Source organism: Ruminococcus sp. AM43-6 (assembly GCF_003461785.1).
In the GTDB taxonomy this organism is placed as follows: Bacteria; Bacillota; Clostridia; order Oscillospirales; family Ruminococcaceae; genus Hominimerdicola; species Hominimerdicola aceti.
In genome coordinates this window covers 291420-310300 of sequence record NZ_QTXU01000002.1, presented here as the reverse complement: position 1 = coordinate 310300, position 18881 = coordinate 291420, and the positions used below count along the sequence as shown (strand labels likewise).

General features: G+C 44.6%; 16 protein-coding genes. 13 read left to right on the top strand and 3 right to left on the bottom strand.

What is annotated here, in order from left to right:
- The first annotated feature begins 339 nt into the window (after nt 1-339).
- From DW938_RS03100 to DW938_RS03075, 6 genes are read left to right on the top strand one after another with little or no spacing between them, the layout of a single operon-like run.
- Nucleotides 340-2403, top strand: coding sequence for a chemotaxis protein CheA (locus DW938_RS03100; protein ID WP_118123841.1), 2064 nt, complete (start codon nt 340-342; stop codon nt 2401-2403).
- Between the two features lie 2 nt (nt 2404-2405).
- Complete coding sequence (locus tag DW938_RS03095) at nt 2406-2849, top strand: chemotaxis protein CheW (RefSeq protein ID WP_118123840.1); 444 nt, start codon at nt 2406-2408, stop codon at nt 2847-2849.
- Between the two features lie 25 nt (nt 2850-2874).
- A complete protein-coding gene (locus DW938_RS03090; RefSeq protein ID WP_118123839.1) occupies nt 2875-3711 on the top strand; it encodes a protein-glutamate O-methyltransferase CheR in 837 nt (278 codons plus the stop codon).
- Entirely contained in the window at nt 3708-4697 is a 990-nt protein-coding gene (locus tag DW938_RS03085; protein WP_118123838.1) for a CheB methylesterase domain-containing protein, read from the top strand. Before DW938_RS03090 ends, DW938_RS03085 begins: the two co-directional genes overlap by 4 nt.
- Before the next feature lie 25 nt (nt 4698-4722).
- On the top strand, nt 4723-5187 hold the full coding sequence (locus tag DW938_RS03080; RefSeq protein WP_181984353.1) for a chemotaxis protein CheW: 465 nt from the start codon (nt 4723-4725) through the stop codon (nt 5185-5187).
- Between the two features lie 2 nt (nt 5188-5189).
- The gene (locus tag DW938_RS03075; protein WP_117957284.1) at nt 5190-6032 is read left to right on the top strand and encodes a fumarate hydratase; all 843 of its coding nucleotides are present in this window, start codon (nt 5190-5192) and stop codon (nt 6030-6032) included.
- Between the two features lie 422 nt (nt 6033-6454).
- On the opposite strand, the gene DW938_RS03070 is transcribed toward DW938_RS03075, so the two are convergent.
- Nucleotides 6455-7747 (bottom strand): amino acid carrier protein, encoded by a 1293-nt coding sequence (locus DW938_RS03070; RefSeq protein ID WP_118123836.1) that lies wholly within the window; start codon nt 7745-7747, stop codon nt 6455-6457.
- 142 nt (nt 7748-7889) lie between these two features.
- Here DW938_RS03070 and DW938_RS03065 point away from each other — a divergent pair, with 142 nt between their 5' ends.
- The 6 genes from DW938_RS03065 to DW938_RS03040 all read left to right on the top strand — a co-directional run bounded on the left by DW938_RS03065 (nt 7890) and on the right by DW938_RS03040 (nt 15489).
- Nucleotides 7890-8345 (top strand): hypothetical protein, encoded by a 456-nt coding sequence (locus tag DW938_RS03065; RefSeq protein WP_038672833.1) that lies wholly within the window; start codon nt 7890-7892, stop codon nt 8343-8345.
- A gap of 24 nt (nt 8346-8369) precedes the next feature.
- Nucleotides 8370-9857 carry a PH domain-containing protein gene (locus DW938_RS03060; RefSeq protein ID WP_118123835.1) on the top strand — a complete coding sequence of 496 codons (1488 nt, stop codon included), beginning with the start codon at nt 8370-8372 and terminating at the stop codon, nt 9855-9857.
- A 387-nt stretch (nt 9858-10244) separates the two neighbouring features.
- Nucleotides 10245-10778 (top strand): RNA polymerase sigma factor, encoded by a 534-nt coding sequence (locus tag DW938_RS03055; RefSeq protein WP_022288710.1) that lies wholly within the window; start codon nt 10245-10247, stop codon nt 10776-10778.
- The gene (locus tag DW938_RS03050; RefSeq protein WP_118123834.1) at nt 10778-13237 is read left to right on the top strand and encodes a hypothetical protein; all 2460 of its coding nucleotides are present in this window, start codon (nt 10778-10780) and stop codon (nt 13235-13237) included. The genes DW938_RS03055 and DW938_RS03050 overlap by 1 nt, the downstream gene beginning before the upstream one ends.
- A 216-nt stretch (nt 13238-13453) precedes the next feature.
- Complete coding sequence (locus DW938_RS03045; RefSeq protein WP_118123833.1) at nt 13454-14806, top strand: MATE family efflux transporter; 1353 nt, start codon at nt 13454-13456, stop codon at nt 14804-14806.
- 179 nt (nt 14807-14985) lie between these two features.
- Nucleotides 14986-15489, top strand: coding sequence for a hypothetical protein (locus DW938_RS03040; protein ID WP_038672828.1), 504 nt, complete (start codon nt 14986-14988; stop codon nt 15487-15489).
- 239 nt (nt 15490-15728) lie between these two features.
- Here DW938_RS03040 and spoVAC read toward each other — a convergent pair whose 3' ends face one another.
- Nucleotides 15729-16175 (bottom strand): stage V sporulation protein AC, encoded by a 447-nt coding sequence (gene spoVAC, locus DW938_RS03035; protein WP_158455015.1) that lies wholly within the window; start codon nt 16173-16175, stop codon nt 15729-15731.
- A 287-nt stretch (nt 16176-16462) separates the two neighbouring features.
- Between spoVAC and DW938_RS03030 the strand changes: the two genes are divergently transcribed.
- On the top strand, nt 16463-17305 hold the full coding sequence (locus tag DW938_RS03030; RefSeq protein ID WP_118123832.1) for a hypothetical protein: 843 nt from the start codon (nt 16463-16465) through the stop codon (nt 17303-17305).
- 263 nt (nt 17306-17568) lie between these two features.
- On the opposite strand, the gene DW938_RS03025 is transcribed toward DW938_RS03030, so the two are convergent.
- Entirely contained in the window at nt 17569-18879 is a 1311-nt protein-coding gene (locus tag DW938_RS03025) for a trypsin-like peptidase domain-containing protein (protein WP_118123831.1), read from the bottom strand.
- Nucleotides 18880-18881: the final 2 nt, after the last annotated feature.

Sequence of the window (18881 nt, the reverse complement as noted above, 5' to 3'; positions counted from 1 at the left end):
TATCTTATTTCTATATGCTTTTAATACTACAATCTGCACCTAGTCGGCTATCGCCGAATGAGGCTCTGCCTCATACTCCGCTAGGGGCTTTGCCCCTAGACCCCACAAGCCCTCCAGCGCCGAGCTTGAGCGTGCGCTTTATCTCTCGCTTCGCTCGGTGCTTGGGGGCAGCTTTGCTCATTCCTCATTCCTAATTCCTAATTCCTCATTCCTAACTCCTCACTTGATCGTTTCTTTTACTTAAAATGCACAAAAATGCTTGAAAAATATCAAAAAATTTGCTATAATATCATTGATTATATCCGTATGCTTCAACAGCACCGAAAGGGAGTGACTTTTTTGCCGAAATTTGAAAGCGGTATGGAAAATATGGCGGATATGTTCGTCTTTGAAACAGGCGACCTTCTGGAAAAGTTGGACGAGATCCTTATGCGCACCGAGCAGGAAGACTCTATCTCCTCCGACGATATCAACGAGATATTCCGTACCATGCACACTATTAAAGGCTCTGCCGCCATGATGAGTATGCACAATATGTCTACCCTTGCCCACTCAGTTGAGGACCTCTTCTACATTATCCGTGAAGACCCTGCTGTGAAATATGACAAGCCTGCTCTCTATGAGCTTCTTTTCTCAGCCTCCGATAACCTTAAATCAGAGCTTGATTCACTCTATGACGACGCTCCGCTCACCGATTTTTCAGAGCTTGAAAATAAGATACACGCCTTTGCTGCCACCATGAAAGGTCAGCCTGCAGGCGATAGTCCCGATATCTCATCAGCCGATACCGCCACCTATGAGGGGCTTTTCCCTGATGATGAAAAAGAGGGAGTCCTCACCTATAAGATCACATATTCCGAAAGCTGTGCAATGCCTGATATGCGTGCATTGGTGCTTTTGCGTGCTTTAGGTAAAATGTGCGAGGTAATAAAAACTTTCCCTGAGGATCTTGACGCCGACAATGCAGGGGACGAAATATCCAAAAAGGGACTTTACATAAAGCTTATCACCGATGACCCCGACGGCGTTCTCGACCTTATGAAAAACGCCGTGAACGTTGACAAAGCCGAGCAGGCGAAAAAGCCTGAGCAACCTGCTAACGCAGCCAAAAAACCTCAGCCTGCCCAAAAGCCTGCTCCGAAAAAGTCAGCCCCAAAGCCTACTCAGCCTGCAAATACAGTCCCCAAAAAGCCTGCCGAAAAGCATGAGCAGTCAATGATATCCGTCAAGCTCGATAAGCTCAACAGACTTCTTGACCTTGTGGCTGAGATCGTTATAACCGAAGGTTCTGTTATCTCCTCTCCCGACCTGAAAAAAGCCGAGATAAACCTTGACCGCTTCAATAAATCCTCCCGTGAGCTGAAAAAGCTTACCGACGAGCTTCAGGACGTTGTAATGTCCATACGAATGGTGCCTGTTTCCACAGCATTTCAGAAGATGAACCGTGTTGTCAGAGATATGAACCAAAAGCTCAAAAAGAACGTTACTCTTGTGTTTGAAGGGCAGGAAACGGAAGTGGATAAATCTATCGTAGATATCCTCAATGACCCCCTTATGCACATTGTGAGAAACGCAGTTGACCACGGCATAGAAGACCCCGAAGTCCGTGCAAAAGCAGGCAAGACCGAGCCTGCCACAGTTACTCTGAGCGCAGGCTATGACTCCAACGAAGTGGTTATCTCCTGCCGTGACAACGGCGCAGGAATGGATACCGCAAAGCTTATGGCGAAAGCCAAGAAAAACGGTATGCTCACAAAGCCTGAGAATGAATATACCGACAAAGAGATATTCAATTTTGTTGTGGCCGCAGGCTTTTCCACCAATGATAAAATAACCGAATATTCAGGCAGAGGCGTGGGAATGGACGTTGTAAAGAAAAACCTTGAGAAAGTCGGCGGAAAGCTCTATGTTGACTCCAAGTTTGGCGAAGGCTCTGTCTTTACTATAAGGATACCACTTTCTCTGTCTATCCTTGACGTTTTAAGCGTTGACGTAGGTGGCGAGAATTTCTCTCTGCCTGTTTCCGCAGTTTCCGAAGCTTTCTCCTGCAAAGCCGAAAGCTTTATCACCGACCCCGAGGGCAACGAGTTTATAATGCTCCGTGAAAAATGTCTGCCTCTTATCAGAATGAGCGACCATTTTGATATACCAAATGCCGAAAAGGACGTAACAAAGGGCATAATGCTCTGTTGTAAAGACGGTGGCAAGGAAGCCGTCCTCATGGCAGACAGGATAACAGTTGACCAGCAGGTGGTAGTAAAACCGTTCTCACCTCTCCTTGACGCCTATCCCCTCAAAGAATCAGGCATGGCAGGCTGTTCGGTCCTCGGTGACGGCAGTATAACCATAATACTTGATATGAAAGAATTTCTCGGCAATTATGACTTCCGAAAGGGTGAATAAAGATGTCAGAACAGGATATAAACGAATTTTGTCAGAAGGGCGGAAAAATACTCTCCTTTGTTTCTGATGAAAAATATTACGCCTTTAAGGTAAAAGATGTCACCGATATAATAGGGCTTCTCCCCATTACAAGGCTCCCGAAAACACCGAAGTTCATAAAAGGCGTTATAAATCTCCGAGGAAAAGCCGTTCCCGTGATAGATCTCCGCCTGCGCCTTGGACTGCCTGAAGGAGAGTATGACAACAGAAGCAGTACCATAGTGATAGAAGTCGGCTCAAATCAGGCTGGCATAATATGCGATAAGGTCTTGGACGTTGAGGATATCCTCCCCCGGCAGACCGCCGTGTCGCCCGTAAAAAACAGCCTTGTAAAATGCTTTATAAACGCAAACAACAAAAACATATCCCTGCTTGACCCTGATATTCTGGTCAGAACAAACAGGTAAAACATAATAACAAGGAGGAAGAGGAATGCTGTCACGTCTTGAGATCTCTCAGTCAGACTTTGACGAGCTTACTGCATTCATAAAAGAAAAATACGGTCTTGACCTTGCAAGGAAAAAGTCTATCGTTGAAAGCAGACTGAGCAACTATGTATTGGACTGCGGCTTCAACAGCTTTTCAGAATATCTCAGCGCCGTCTACAGCGATGAAACAGGCAGAGAAACTGCCAACCTTATAAACCGCCTTACTACCAACCATACATATTTCATGCGTGAAACGGACCATTTCCAACACTTCATGGAAAAATTTCTCCCCTATGCCGAAAAAAACGTCCTCGATCATGATATGCGTATATGGAGTGCAGGCTGCTCATTCGGCAACGAGCCATATAATCTTGCCATGTGTATGGACGATTATTTCGGCTTTGACCGCCGTTTCTGGGACTTGAAAATACTTGCCACGGATATCTCCCTTAACGCACTGCGTTCTGCCAAAAACGGCATTTATACCAGTATGTCCATAAAGAATATCCCCGAAGATTGGCGTAAAAAGTATTTTCACTCATATTCAAACACAAAGGATCTCTGGCAGGTCAGCGATACAATAAGGCAGAATGTTGAGTTTCGCTACCACAATCTTATGGATGATTTCACTTTCAAAAAGAAATTCGACCTTATCGTCTGCCGTAACGTCATGATATATTTTGACGACGATACAAAAGCCGAGATATGCAGAAAATTCTATGACGCAATGGAGGAGGGCGGCTATTTCTATATCGGTCACGCAGAATCCGTGCCGAAGGATATGCCTTTTGTAAAAGTTGCCCCCGCAATATACCGCAAGCTGGGAGGGGATAAAAAATGACGCCTCTCTTTCTTGTGATAACCGAAAACAAAGCCTTTGCACAGCTTTGCAGAAAGGCCCTTACAAACGCAGGCTTCCAAAGCTCAAAGCTCGCCTCAACGTGCCTTTGCAACGGCAGAAAAAGCGTCACTGCCCTTTCTCCCGACTATGTTCTTCTCGACGGTGATTGTCAGGACAATATGGACGATTACATCATAAGCCTTGCTCCACGATATTCTGTGCCTATAATCTATCTTACCATTCAGCACAACAATAAATATCCCATGATGCAGGCAGGTGCCATAGACGTCGTATATAAACCTGACGGCACTCCGTCTGATAACGAGCGTTTTCAGAAACGCTTTACCGAAAGCATACAGCGCCTTGAAAAAGCAAGAGCTAATTCTGTCGTGCATATACCTGCCATAAATACCTACAGAATAATAGCCATAGGCGGTTCAACAGGCTCAACGGAAGCCCTGAAAGCTATACTCAAAGACCTCCGCCACGACCTGCCCCCTGTAGTGGCAGTCCTGCATATGCCTGCAGGCTATACAAGGATATATGCCGAACAGCTATGCACTGAAACCGGTCACAACGTTGTGGAAGCCAAAAGCGGTCTGTATCTCAGCCAAGGCATGGTGGTAATAGCGCAGGGCGGTCAGCACCTTAGATTGTTCAAGGATAAAAAAGGCTATTTTGTCACCTCTGAAGCAGGTGTAAAGGTTTCAGGTCACTGTCCGTCAGTTGACGTGCTTTTTGACTCTGTGGCATACAGCGCAAAGCGTAACGCTATCGGCGTTATCCTCACAGGCATGGGCTGTGACGGTGCAAAGGGTATGCTCAACATGAAGAAAATGGGAGCATATAATATCGGACAGAACGCAGAAAGCTCCATAGTCTATGGTATGCCCAAAGCCGCATATGAAAACGGCTCAGTGTCAAAGCAATGTCCCCTTGACAAGATAGCACAGGAGATACATTATCGCATCGACAGCGGCTTATGATAAAATATAACAAGGAGGGATAGCTGTGGAAAACAGCAGATATCTCATTTTCACCTCAGCAGGGCGAAGCTTTTCACTGCCCTTTGAGGAAATAAAAATAATCATAGCGGCGCAGACCCCAACTCCCGTGCCTGATTTTCCCGATTATGTGCCGGGAACAGTAGTGAACGAGGGTGAAGTAGTGCCTGTCATAGACCTGCGCAGACGTTTCCACTATGAGTCAAAAGAGATCTCCGACAGAGATTGCATAATAATCACAATGGGCGAAGAAGTTTCCGTAGGGCTTTTGTGCGACAGCGTAACAGGCTTCACGGATATTCCCGAGGATAAGCTGTGTAAAGCCCCAAACGTCAACGAAGAAGCCTGCGCAGATTTTCTAAAAGGAGAATTTCTTCTGGAGGGCAAGCCATGCTATGTCCTTGACAGCGAAAAAGTAATAAAGCTCAGCGACCGTGAAAAGGTAGCAAATACAGAGCGAAAGGATAAATAAAAATGAGAGAGATAAACGTTTCAGAAGTAGAAGAACTTGTAAGAGATCTGTGCATAAAAGCTAATCTGTATCTTCCTGAGGATATGGAAAGCTGTATAGAGTGCAACGCCAAGAAAGAGCAGTCCCCGGTGGGAAAGAACGTCTTTGCTGATATCCTTGACAATATGAGAGTAGCAAGAGAAGAAACTATCCCTATCTGTCAGGACACAGGCATGGCAGTTATCTTCATGACCGTAGGACAGGACGTGCATTTTGTAGGCGGCTCGCTGAATGAAGCCATAAATAAAGGCGTAGCAAGAGGCTATACAGAGGGCAGACTGCGCTGTTCCATAGTATCCGACCCATTGGAAAGAGTAAACACAGGGGATAATACACCGCCTGTTGTGCATCTTAAAATAGCAGAGGGAGAAAAGGTAGAAATAATGGTAGCACCAAAGGGCTTTGGCAGCGAAAATATGTCACAGCTCAAAATGATGACCCCGTCAGTGACCGAGGACGAGATAGTGGATTGGGTAGTGTCAGTGTGTGCAAAAGCAGGTTCTAACCCATGTCCGCCAATAGTCATAGGCGTAGGCATAGGCGGCGACTTTGAGAAGTGCGCATACCTTGCAAAGAAAGCACTGTGCAGAAGCGTATCAAAGAGAAATCCAAAGGAACGTTATGCAAAGCTTGAAGCGAAAATGCTGGAGAAAATAAACCTCCTTGGCATAGGACCGCAAGGCTTTGGCGGCACACAGACCTGCCTTGCAGTAAATATAGAGGAAGCACCGACCCATATTGCAGGTCTGCCGGTGTCAGTGAACGTAGGCTGTCATGTGACAAGACACGCAAGCGGAGAGATATAAGGGCATAATGTGGGGCGAACAGTGTTCACCCGCCTTTGTTCGTTTGAATGACTTCACGAAAAAAACAAAACTCACTACTTTGATAACGGGACTTCCGCCGCAAAATCGCTTCGCTCTTTGCGGATTTACATTTGCTAAGGGATAGGGAAAACGGTGCAGATTTTTGCTCCGATATCACCTTTGTTTAGTATCGGACTTTCATGTGCTTTTTTTCTCATTAAATCTGCACCTAGTCGGCTTACGCCGAATGAGGCTCTGCCTCAAACTCCGCAAGGGACTCTGTCCCTTGACCCTGCAAGCCCTCTAACGCCGGGCTTGAGCCTGCGTTTTACCTCTCGCCTCGCTCGGTGCTAATTTTTACTTTGTGCTTGTGCACAACTCTGGTCAGCTTTGCCAATTCCTCACTCCTCATTCCTCATTCCTCATTCCTCACTCCTCATTTCTACCTCTTTTCTCCACAACACCAATACCCCGATAACATTTGGCACTGCCATAAGTCCATTGAAAATATCCGACACTCCCCACACAAGCTCCATGCTCCACATCGTTCCAATGCACCCACAAGCTATCGCCATAATCCTATAGATCATATCGCTCCGAGGGAAAAGATATCTCCAAGCCCTCTCCCCTATGAAAAACCACCCTGCCACTGTCGCTAATGCAAAAAGTATCAGCGAACCTGACATGAAATACTTCCCCGCTCCACCAAGAGCAGCATTGTAAGCCCGCACTGCCATATCCTCCCCCGTGAGGTCAGTGCCGCTTATTATTATCACCACAGCCGTCAGCGTGCATATGACAAAGGTATCTATAAAAACCTCAGCCATTGCCCATGTTCCCTGCAATTCAGGCGACTTTATCCTGCACGAGCTGTGTACTGCCACCGTCGAGCCTAAGCCTGCTTCGTTTGAAAACGCTCCACGCTTTAACCCCTCCACCATGGAAAATATTATCGTCCCTGCTACCGAGCCTGTTATGCAGGCTGTGGGGCAAAAGGCGTTTTTTACTATCATTGCTATGGCTCCTGCGGCTTTTAATGGGTGAAATATTATCACTCCCAAACTGCCGCCTATGAAAAGCACCGCCATTATCGGCACAAGCTTTTCGCAAAGACAAGCTGCTGAGTTTTTTCCCACAGCTACTAAAAATACGAAAATAAGCACCACAAGTGCAAATATATATGAGGGTATCCCAAACCCCTCTCGGGCAGCCGCAGCCGCCGAACCCGTCTGCACCATGTTGCCCATTCCAAGGGACGCACCCACCGTAAAAACTGCAAACAAAACAGCCGTGAGCTTCGTTCTGCCTATCTTTTCGAGATAAGACGCCGCACCACAAAGCTTTCCGTCAGAGAATCTCACTCCCAGATAGTTTTCGCAGTAAGCAAGCCCCATTCCGAAAAATGCAGATACCCACATCCAGAATACCGAGCCTGCACCCCCTATCCTGATACATTCCCCCACGCCCACCACCGAGCCTGTTCCTACAGTTGCCGCAAGCGCCGTGGAAAATGTCTGAAACTGCGAGAGAGAATCGCTTTCGGAGCTTTCTTTTTTAAACAGCGTAAAAACCGTTTTCTTCATTATTTTTAAAATGTGTATCTGTGTAAATCCAAGCTTTATGCTCAGATATATTCCGCCCCCAAGCAAAAGTATCAAAAGCGGAACGCCCCACAAAAACGAATTTATCTTGTTTATTATAGCCGTAAGTTCCATAGCTTTCCCCCGAAAACACTTTTTTCGTGCAAATAATTGCCTTATAAATGATATGATATAAAAGGGAGATTAATTCTTGAAAACTGAGATAACCATACATACAAATACGCAAAAAAACAAACAGCGAGGTGAACGTCCTCAAATGCACAGATATAAGCCCTCAAAAATACCGCTTTTTATCTTCTGGGCTATCCTTGCGGTAATATTGTTTCTTATCCGCTATGCGGTCAATCTCATAGAAAAACTTATCCCATTTTCCGTGAATTATATCCTTATGCCACTGTGGATAATCGCCGCACTTTTTTGCCTGCTGGTGCTTCCCTTTTATTTCATCAGATCTTATTTCACCGTCAGTTCAAAAGAAGTCACCGCCTTTACAGGGCTTTTCTTTACCATGCGGCATTTTATGCCCACCTCGGCAATAAAGTCCGTCACAACTATCATAACCCCACTAGGCAGTATAACAGGACTTAACTTCGTTGTCTTAAACGCCTTGGGCGCAAGACTTCTTATACCTTTTATGAGCCGCCGTGACGCCATGGAAATATCCGCCATAGTAAACAGCTCCATACGAAACAGAGAACGCAAAGAAGACTAGATACCATAGACAGGAAAGGTTTAAATGAGCCGCAGAGAAACTATCAAGGAAAAAAGAAGCTGGCTGAAGAATTTCTTCGCCCACCGACAGCACCCTATAATGATATTATCTTATACAACTAAATATATGTGGCTTCTTGCTATCCCTCTTGCCAAGTATCTCATAGCCGCAAAATTCAACTTTCAAAGCTGGTTTCAGGCACATTGGGTCGATATCCTCACTATCACATTTATCTTCGGCTACGCTTTCCTGCGCTGGATATTTGTCTACTATGAGCTTGAAGAAGATTGCATCATAGCCCACACAGGCTATTTCGGCATAACACGAACTAAGGTCTATTTTGCCGAGATAAGCTCATTGTCACTGTCGCAAGGATATATTTCCAGACTTATACATTCCTGTGCCGTATACATAGACACCGATGCAAAATCACTGCAAAATGCAGATATAATGCTCACCCTTACAAAAAAACGAGCCTTTGAGCTTTATCATTTTGCCACTGCCAAATGCAAAAACAAACCTAAATATGTCTACAACTCAAAGAAAAGCCTGCTCGTTATATTCTCTCTTATCTTTTCATCAACTCTGTCAGGCATGATAATCGTGCTGTCGGTACTTTACGAAGCATATAGGATAGTAGGACGAGAGGCGGAGGAACAAATACTCCGCAGAGTGAATACGGAGATAGCAAAAGTTCCGGTGCTTGCAGAAGTGCCTGAATATATCCTTATCGCAGGCGGTGTGCTGGCAGGAGGCTGGCTCATATCATTTCTGTCGAATCTAATGCGCCACTGGAATTTTTCCTGCACACGCTGTTCCGACCTTTTCATAATCAGAAGCGGGATAGGCACAAGACGCAGACACGTCCTCTATAGAGATAGAGTAAACTATATCGACCTAAGACAATCATTGCTTATGAAGATATGCAAAATAACCTCAGTGTCTGCCCACTGTACAGGATACGGAAAAAGACGGCTTGAAATATCAGCACTTATACCGATAACGACAAACGGACAGGTTGACCGCTCCCTGAAGATGCTCATGCCGAAAATACCGCCGGTGAAAAGCGACATCTCCACAGGAAAAGCCGACCTTGGCAGATTTATAACGATACCGCTCATATGCACGTTTATACCCATCGTATCAGGAAGAGGAGCGCTTTACTTTTTTCCTAACTGGAAAAGAGAAATAACCATACTTGTTATACTAACTACCATACCATTGCTGTGGCTCGTGATAGTCAAGGCGGCGGCAGCGTTCACAACATCAATAGGCTTTGAAAACGGGTATTGTACATTGTCATATTGTAAATGGTATAGCTTTCATAAATCAATAGCCGCACTTGACAGAGTGTCAATGGTAACGGTCATGCAAAATCCGTTTCAGAAGATAAGCCATACTTGTGCCGTGAGAGTTTATACCAATTCGGAGAGTACAGACTATCATGCCGTAAAGGGACTTAATTATGAGAAGGTCATAAAATTGTTGAACAGGAATGGGTATGCGGTGTGAAAAATGAGAAATGAGGAATTAGCATAGCAGACCAAAGTTACCCCCTCAGTACCGGGCTAAGCGATTTTGCGGCGGTAGAACTTTGATGTAGGTGCTGGTGCCCTCGACAGCCCGATATCGGAGCGGCTAAGCTTGGAATTTTCACGAATGAAAAGAAGCAGACAATGTTGTGAATTGTTGCGCCGAACTTTGTGCGGATAACGCAAGCTCGTACAGGCAAATAGGAAATGGGCTGTCGAGGACGCCAGCACCTACACAGTTTGATAAACAAATATCATCAGGGACGACCACCTCGTCCCCGATTTTTTATTCAAAAAATTTTTTTCACTGCAACATTTCAGTGAAAAATATACACTTATATTATGGCGGACGACAGGGGGGATCAGATTGGACAAAAAGGGAAGAAAAAAGCTCGCAGAACTTGCGGTGAACGGCGATACGGACGCCTTTTCTAAGCTCTATGGAGAGATATATAAGGAGCTTTATTATTACGCCCTCGCTAATCTGCAAAATGCCGAGGACGCCGCCGATGCAGTGCAGGACGCTGTGCTGGACGGCTATATGAGCATCTCCTCGCTGCGGAAAAGCGAAGCTTTCGATAGCTGGATGTTCAAAATTCTGGTCGCCAAGATCAAACAAAAACAAAAGGAATACGCCCAAAGACGCTCTAACCTCGATTATATTAATGAAAGCGACGCAATAATCAAGGACGAAAACGGATTCGAGCGGTGCGAGATCTTAGAAGAGTTTGCTGATCTCAGTGAAGCGGAAAGACTCTGTATATCACTTCACTGTATAGCAGGCTACAAAGGCAGGGAGATAATGGAGATAACAGGTATTAAAGATACGACAGTCCGTTCCCATATATCCAGAGGTAAAGCAAAAATACGCAGTAAGCTGTTTGGAAAGGAGGTGACATGATGAGAAATTTAAGAAAACGCAGAAAGCTTATCAGACAAATGGAACAGGCAAACAAAATTCCTGATAAGCTCATGCCCCAGGAAATAAAAGATATGCTGGACGTGGCAGGCTTCAGACCCGTTATCGAAAATACTCCAAATAGTGCAGAGATAAAAATAAACAGCGGCAGAAGCAACGCCCTGAGATGTCTGGCTGTGGTGGCGGCTTTCGTCCTTGTGGTAGGCGGATTTGCTGTGCTTAGGTTCAGCAATACCCAGTTCGTCAAAAAATACCCCAATTCCGCTTCTTCACAGTCCGCTGACGCCTCAGGTCTTGACGGCCTCCGTGGAACGACCTATAAGGGTCTTTACAACTATATAAATAGCAACAGCAAAAACATAGAGGACTTTATAGTTGACAATAGCTATATATTCAAAAATATCGACACTTTGACTGTTGATGACGATGACTATGTGGCTTTGTATAAGCAGGCACTTAGAGATCACCAGCTCACCCCTAACCCCGCTGATATACAGCTCACTCGCTCAGGCGTGGATATCACCCCCACAAACAGCATAGATGAGCTGGAAACAAACATAACCTACGGAAATGCCCATTTCATTACTGACAATGGCGGTATCGACGTTTATATTACCCAAAACGGAAATATCACAAAGTCAGAACAGGATATCTTTGCGGAAACTTTCCTTAAAAAAGGTCTTGTTGACATTGCCGAATACGAACAGTACGGCTGTAAGTTTGCTCCAAGCGTTGTTGCAATGTATTTGGATAATAACGAGCTTTACGCTTTCTTCGACTTTATCTTACCCGTGAAGGCAGGAAAGAAAAACCTCGATATCGAATACTGCGGAATGTGCGGGTTTGACGTGAGCGACCCTGAGAATATCAAGCTCATAAGCGAGTTTGAACAACCCGGCGTGCTGGAGGGCATAAGAAAAGTTGACGGAAAGTTTTTCATCGTGTCACGCTACACCCGAGCAGCTTCACTGCTCTTAGATGACCAAAAGCCCGAGGATATCGCACCAGTGCGATACATCAATGGCGAAAAACAGCTTTTTGAAGAAAGTGAAATGTATATCACAGCCAGAGATAATACACCGTCCATGATCCTGCTTTCGTCCTTTGACGGAAAAAATCAAGGCTCATACATGGCTTCAAAGCTTATCGCCTGCGGTGAAAGCAGCATCTTAATGGGAACAGACAACATTTATATTTTAAGAGCATATGGCTTTGAAAAAACAGACGATGATTACAGCACAGTGCCAACAAGAGCGCTTATTACAAGAATAAACTACGGTGGCGGCGACATGGAGCTTAACAAAACCCAGACCGTCACAGGCGCAGACGCCGAGCATATAAGCCACGCCATATCAGGCGACGAGTATAACGGCAGATTGTCGCTGTTCTCAAACGACTCTGCAAACATTTACGATATCAGCACACACAATATCTATAGCGGCATTAATATCTGCACCCTGTGGCTTTTTGACAATGACCTTGGCGGCCCTGTGAAAAAGACCCTCACATACGAGGACACTGATTTCGAGAGTGCAAGATATAACACGTTCTATCATTCTATGCTGTATGTTTACAGAGATTATTCTTCCGCTTACAGCAATGATGACACTTATCAGGCAGCGAACAATATCCAGCTTGATGAAGTATATGATTTCTCAGACCCAAACAAGATAACTCAGGTGACCCCTGATGATAAAATGATAGCAGTGTCAACGGCAAACAACTTCTTCCATTATAGCCTGACAAACTATAATGACGATATCGCCGTGCGTACCGACAGCACGTCATTTGACTCTTTCAGCGTAAAGATACTCGACAAGAGCAAAACAGAAAAGCAAGAAACCCTTTTATACGGCTCAAGCGGCAAGGGCATAGCGAATGCTAACGGCACAGTGGATCAGGTGCAGGTTTATGACACAGAGGTAGTAAAGAAATTCAACTTCTTCAAGACTATACAGGAATACAAATATCACGAGAAAGAAATGGGAACAACAGTTGACGGAAAGGATATGACCCAAAGATCCGCAAGCACTGTTTTTTCAAATTCAATAATAACAGACAACGAAAACGGATATATAGCCATACCATTCAATGACATTACCACAGTAGGCAAGACCACCGACGGCTACAATTTGGACTATACCTATTATAATAAAACTGTGGAAAAAATGCTGGTAATGAAATATGACAGAGAAACAAAAACTTTCAGCGAGTGTGGAACTATAAAGCTTGACGAATATACGGATTATTTTGACGATTATTTCGATCATGCTAGCGAAGACGAGATCACGACTATGGTCAACGACAATGACCAGAGAGATCGTTACCGCAGTGCATTCGTTCAGGACGGATATATTTATATCTTCTCCGACAGACAGATACGCTCATACAGCTATGCCGATCTCTCAAAACCCACTGACAGTGTAGACATAGTTAAATAGCATTACACCAAATTTCCCCTTTAGCACCCGACGGATAAATTTCTGTCGGGTGCTTTTTTGCTAAAACGTTTTCGTTATTGCACACAAATAAAACCACCGCAAATTGTATAGTATGTACAATAAATGTTCACAGTAATATAACCAATTGAATTTCTGTTTGTGCTAAAATAATATGGTTTTAGGAATAAATATCAGACATAAACAGGAGAAAGAATTATGAAAGACCTAACGAAAGGAAATATCACAAAGCTTATTTTGATGTTCGCTCTGCCCCTTCTGCTTGGCAACGTTTTTCAGCTTTTTTATAATCTTGCCGACACCCGTATCGTGGGACAGACCCTAGGCAAAAATGCCATAGCCGCCCTTGGCGCAACTTCATCAGTGAACACCGTCATAATAGGCTTTCTGAACGGTCTTACAAACGGCTTTGCCCTTGTGACAGCACGCTTTTTCGGTGCAAAAGAGTTTGACCGCCTGAAAAAGTCCGTCGCCCACGCCCTTACCCTCGGTATCGCAACGGCAATAGCCCTCACTGCCCTCAGCCTTGCCTTTATCGACCCACTGCTGAAAGCGTTGAACACGCCTGACAACATCTTTAAGCAAGCAAAAACCTACATAGTCATAATCCTTGCAGGAATGATAATATCAATGTTCTATAACATCTGCGCAGGTATCCTCCGTGCAGTCGGCGACACTGTTTCGCCACTTATCTTCCTTATAATATCAACTATCGCTAATATCGGGCTTGACCTTCTCTTTATCCTAGGCTTTAAAATGGGTGTTGAGGGTGCAGCCTATGCCACCCTTATCGCACAGGGTATCTCAGTTGTGCTTTGTATAATATACATCATTAAAAAACACAAATTTCTTATCCCATCAAAAAACGACTTCCGCTTTAACTTCAAGCTCGCAGGAGATATGTATGCAACAGGAGTTTCAATGGGACTTATGATATCTCTCGTTGGTATCGGCACTGTTATAATGCAGGGCGCAATAAATATCTTCGGCACTGACATAATAGTCGCCCACACCACCGCAAGAAAAATATCTGAGATCTTTATGCTCCCTATATCAGTTTTCGGTGCAGCTTCAGCAACCTTTTCAAGCCAGAACTACGGTGCAGGCAGGATAGACAGAGTAAAAGAGGGCGTGAAAAAAGCGACCCTCATAACATGGGGCTGGTCTGTTATCGTAATAGCCGCAACATGGCTTTTCACACCATTTTTCGCACACCTTATCACAGGTATCAGCGACCCTGAGATAGTGGGTACAGTGGAAAAATACATGAAAATAAACACAGCATTTTACTTTATCCTCGGCATAGTAATAGTTTTCAGAAACGCACTTCAGGGCGTAGGAGATAAGATAACACCTATAGCTTCAAGCATAATAGAGCTTTTGGGCAAGTTCGCAGTGGCAATGATACTCGCCCCACGCATGGGATATTTCGGCATCATGATAAGCGAACCCCTTGTGTGGGCAGGCATGGCAGTGATGCTCGGCATAGGCTTTGCCGCAAATAAGACCTTCCGTAAAGAGAATACTCCCAATACGGCAGAGCAAATGTAAATAGTTTGTTAATTTACATAAAACAGATAGCTCCCTATGTAGAAAAAAATAAGCCACTATTGATTTTATCAAAGAAACGTGTTATAATTAGTAAAAACATACAATCCACAAAAGTGTGGCTGACATACCATAGACGTGAAAGGGGGAAATGCCTGCAAACGGCAGGCATCACAGAAAAAATGCTTTCAAAAATATTGTCAAAAGAGGAATGTGCAAAGTGCAGGATATGCTGCTGCTTTGACAGCTATGATATATGGGAAACACCATATATCTCACAAACGCTTGCAAGCAAGATATTGCAGGAATATGCCCCTAAGCAGGAATTTATAAAGAAGGAAAACCATTTCTTGTTCAAAATGGATAAGGAACAGAATGCAGACCTGTATTATTGCCCAATGCTGGATAACGAGAAGGGCTGTATATTAGGCGACGACAAACCGTTCGACTGCAGGATATGGCCGCTGAGAGTAATGGCACTGAATGAAACTAAAGTAATAACATTGTCGCCGGTCTGTCCTACTATGAATGAAAAGTCCATAAAGGAGCTGACGAAAACGGCTAACGAATTGGCAGATCAGATATTTGAGTATGCAGACGAAAATCCGGAAGCCGTGAAACCGTACCTTGACGGCTATCCAATATTGGTGGTAGAGGGCAAGAAATATAAAGATACACTTGTATGATAAAAAGGGCAGCAAATTCGCTGCCCTTTTATTCTGCCTAAAACATATCCAGTGCGGTGTTTCTATTGTGTAGGGGCTGGCGCCCCCGACAGCCCCCACCTGCTTGCTGCTCAACCATGCGGTATATGCACAATGAACTGCACAATATTTTCCAACACGGGACGTCGTATTTTTGCAAAGCAGAAATTGCGCCGCTCCCCTACAGTTAGTTTGTGCGGTTATCATGAATTGCAAGCAGCTTATCGCAAAAACAAATAATAAATAAGCCCGTAAAGCACACTAGCCAAAGTGCCGTAAAGAATAACAGGTCCGCTGATAATGAATATCTTCGCCCCAAGCCCAAGAATATATCCCTCCGTCTTGAACTCAAGAGCAGGTGCCGCCACAGAGTTCGCAAAACCTGTTATGGGTACAAGCGTACCTGCACCTGCGTGCTTCGCTATGCGGTCATACCAGCCAAGACCTGTGAGAAGAGCCGATAAAAATATCAAAGTTATTGATACCGACATTGAGGCGTTATCCTTGGATAAACCTAAATATAAATACATATCCATAAGCGATTGCCCAATAACGCATATAAGTCCGCCAAATAAAAACGCCTTTGGTATGGTCACCCACCACTTAGTCCCGTGGGAAGCCTCTTTGTACATCTCGCTGTATTGCGCCTTGCTTAAATTTATATCCATTTCTTTCGCTCCTTTTTTCTATGGTGTTTGTACCTATTGTTCCTCAAAAGCCAAAGCTTATTCATTTTTTTAACTGCACTTTTTTCGCACAATTTGGTCAATATGTTGCTGTAAGGTTAATATTTTTATATAGTTTCAACAAGTTTTGTATAATGTAAACGATTTATCATAAGGAAATTTGTTTAAATAGTATCTTGAAAAAAATGCGAAAATTTTGTATCATATTCATTAGAGATATTCTATCTTAGGGGCAGTGTAACTGCCATTATTTTCAGGAGGTTATTATAATGAAAGCTAAAAAAATTCTTGCTGCTGTCACAGCTCTTTCTCTGACAACAGTAGTATTCGCATCATGCGGCGATTCAGCTGATTCTTCAAGCTCTACTGCTGCCGCAACAACAACTACAGCTGCTACTACAACTACAGCTGCAACAACTACAACAGCTGCTACAGAGGATTCTGCTGCAACAGGCGGCGGAGCAGGCGACTCTGCTGTAGCAGCAGACAGCACAGCTGACTCAAAGACAGAGGGCGGCGATTCAGATTACACACCTGTAAAGACATTCGAGGGCTATGATGCATTCCTTATGTTCGGTGACGGAGAGTGGCTCTGGGGCAACTGGGAAGGTCAGGGCGAACCTGAAGCTACTAAAGCATTCGGCGTTGACGCTGACATAACAGGCGACGGTGAGTACACAGTTTCTATCACAAACGCTTCTATCTCTTATGACGATCCGGACGAGGGCATCAACCCACAGATCGCTCTTGACGGCGACTATGCTGTTGGCGCTCAGGGTTGCGTAGTAATGTGCGTTGATATCATCGGTCTTCTTAACGGCGAAAAACTCAAGGGCACAGGCGATCCTAAGACTGATAAGGAAACTCCAGGTAAGTACAACGCTGACGATCTCAAGGTAGAGCTTAAGTCTATCAAGGCTGACGGTCAGGAAGTTGCATTCGATAAAGCTAAGATCAAGTATGGCAACATCGAGGACAACAACAACTGCTACAGAATTGAGATCTACAACGATTACGGCGATACAGCTAAGGATTCTCCTATCGACAAGGACAATCTTGCATTTGAGGACAGCCTTGAGATTACATTCTCTATCGAGGGTCTTTCTGAATAATTTTTCATGAAAACTAAGAGCAGACCGCAATATGGTCTGCTCTTTTGTATTTTTATACATTTTCCCAGTGACAAAAAGTGTGACAGATTTTTTTGAAATAGCTGTCACACTTTTATGTTGACATGAAACTAAGGGGAATATATAATAATAGTATTATAGTAATTCTATAATATCATCACATATTTTATTAATCCCCTAAGAAAAAAAGCCGTGGTACCCTTTCTTACCACAGCTTTTTTTCTTTTTTTATCCACTTTTGTTATCTATTCCGCCTGGCTTTCTGCCACCAGACCGCCGTTATCCGCCATAAGCTTGAATTTTATCTCAAACTCTTTCTCATCACCGCTGTCCGTCTTGCGATATACCTTGCAGACAACTTCATCTCCTGCCTGCTTTCCTGAAAACAGCGACGCTATATCCACCTCTCCTGCGGTGGACTTTCCGTCTATTTCCGTGATGATATCGCCCTCCGCAAGGTCTGTGTTGGCAACGTCACAATCAGGGTTTATAGACACAATACAAATACCCGGCTTTATGCCGTATATCTCAGCAGTGGTGTCGCTGACAGCATAATAAGTCACACCTATCTTTACTCTGCCTGCCACATAGCCCTTTTCCATAAGCTCCTCAATAACAGGCTTCGCCTCGTCAATGGATACCGCAAAGCCTATGCCCTCATAATCGCTTGAAGCAAGCTTCGATGAGGTTATCCCTATGACCTGACCCCACATATTGAACAGCGCTCCGCCTGAGTTACCGGGGTTTATGGCTGCGTCTATCTGTATGCAGTTCATTATTATTGACGAGTTTTCAAGCCTTATCCTGCGGTTCACACCTGACACGATACCCTTTGTCACAGTGCCGTAATAGCCAGCCGGTGAGCCGATAGCGACCACCTCTTCCCCTGCATTCACCTGAGTTGAATCACCGAACTCAGCCGCCTGCAAGCCTTGTGCCTGTATCTTTATCACCGCTATATCCGTGGCAGGGTCCTGCCCCACCACCTTGGCTTCATACTCCGAATTGTCGCTTAGAACAACTTTTATGCCCGACTCCGCCGCATTTACAACATGAGCGTTTGTGACGATATATCCGTCAGCAGACATTATAACACCGCTGCCCTGACCTGCCGCAACATATCCACCCGAATTTTTGTAAACCTCTATAGATACCACAGCAGGAGAAAACCCCTTTGCGATACCCTCGGCAGTGTATCTTCCGTCAGCCTGATAAAATTCATCGTCAAGCTTCGGCTTGTCAGCCACAGGAAGCGTAAAGCTTATCTTCTCGTCCCCTGTAACAAGATTTCTCACCCAGCCGCTTCCCCTTATGGAGGTTATTGATATGGCTATTCCGATGCCTACAAAAAGCACCATAAAGCACAGCCTTGCAACTGCGTGGTGCATACGCTCTCTGCGGCGGCTTCTTTTTCTTGCCGAATCAACAGCCGACCAAAAATCTTCGTCCACCTTATGAGCGGCTACCGCTCCCTCAGGCAGCTTGTAATGCCCAGTTTCTTGGGCTGTATCTTCATTTTCATCATGCAGACAAGGCTGCTCTTCAAACTGCTCCATAT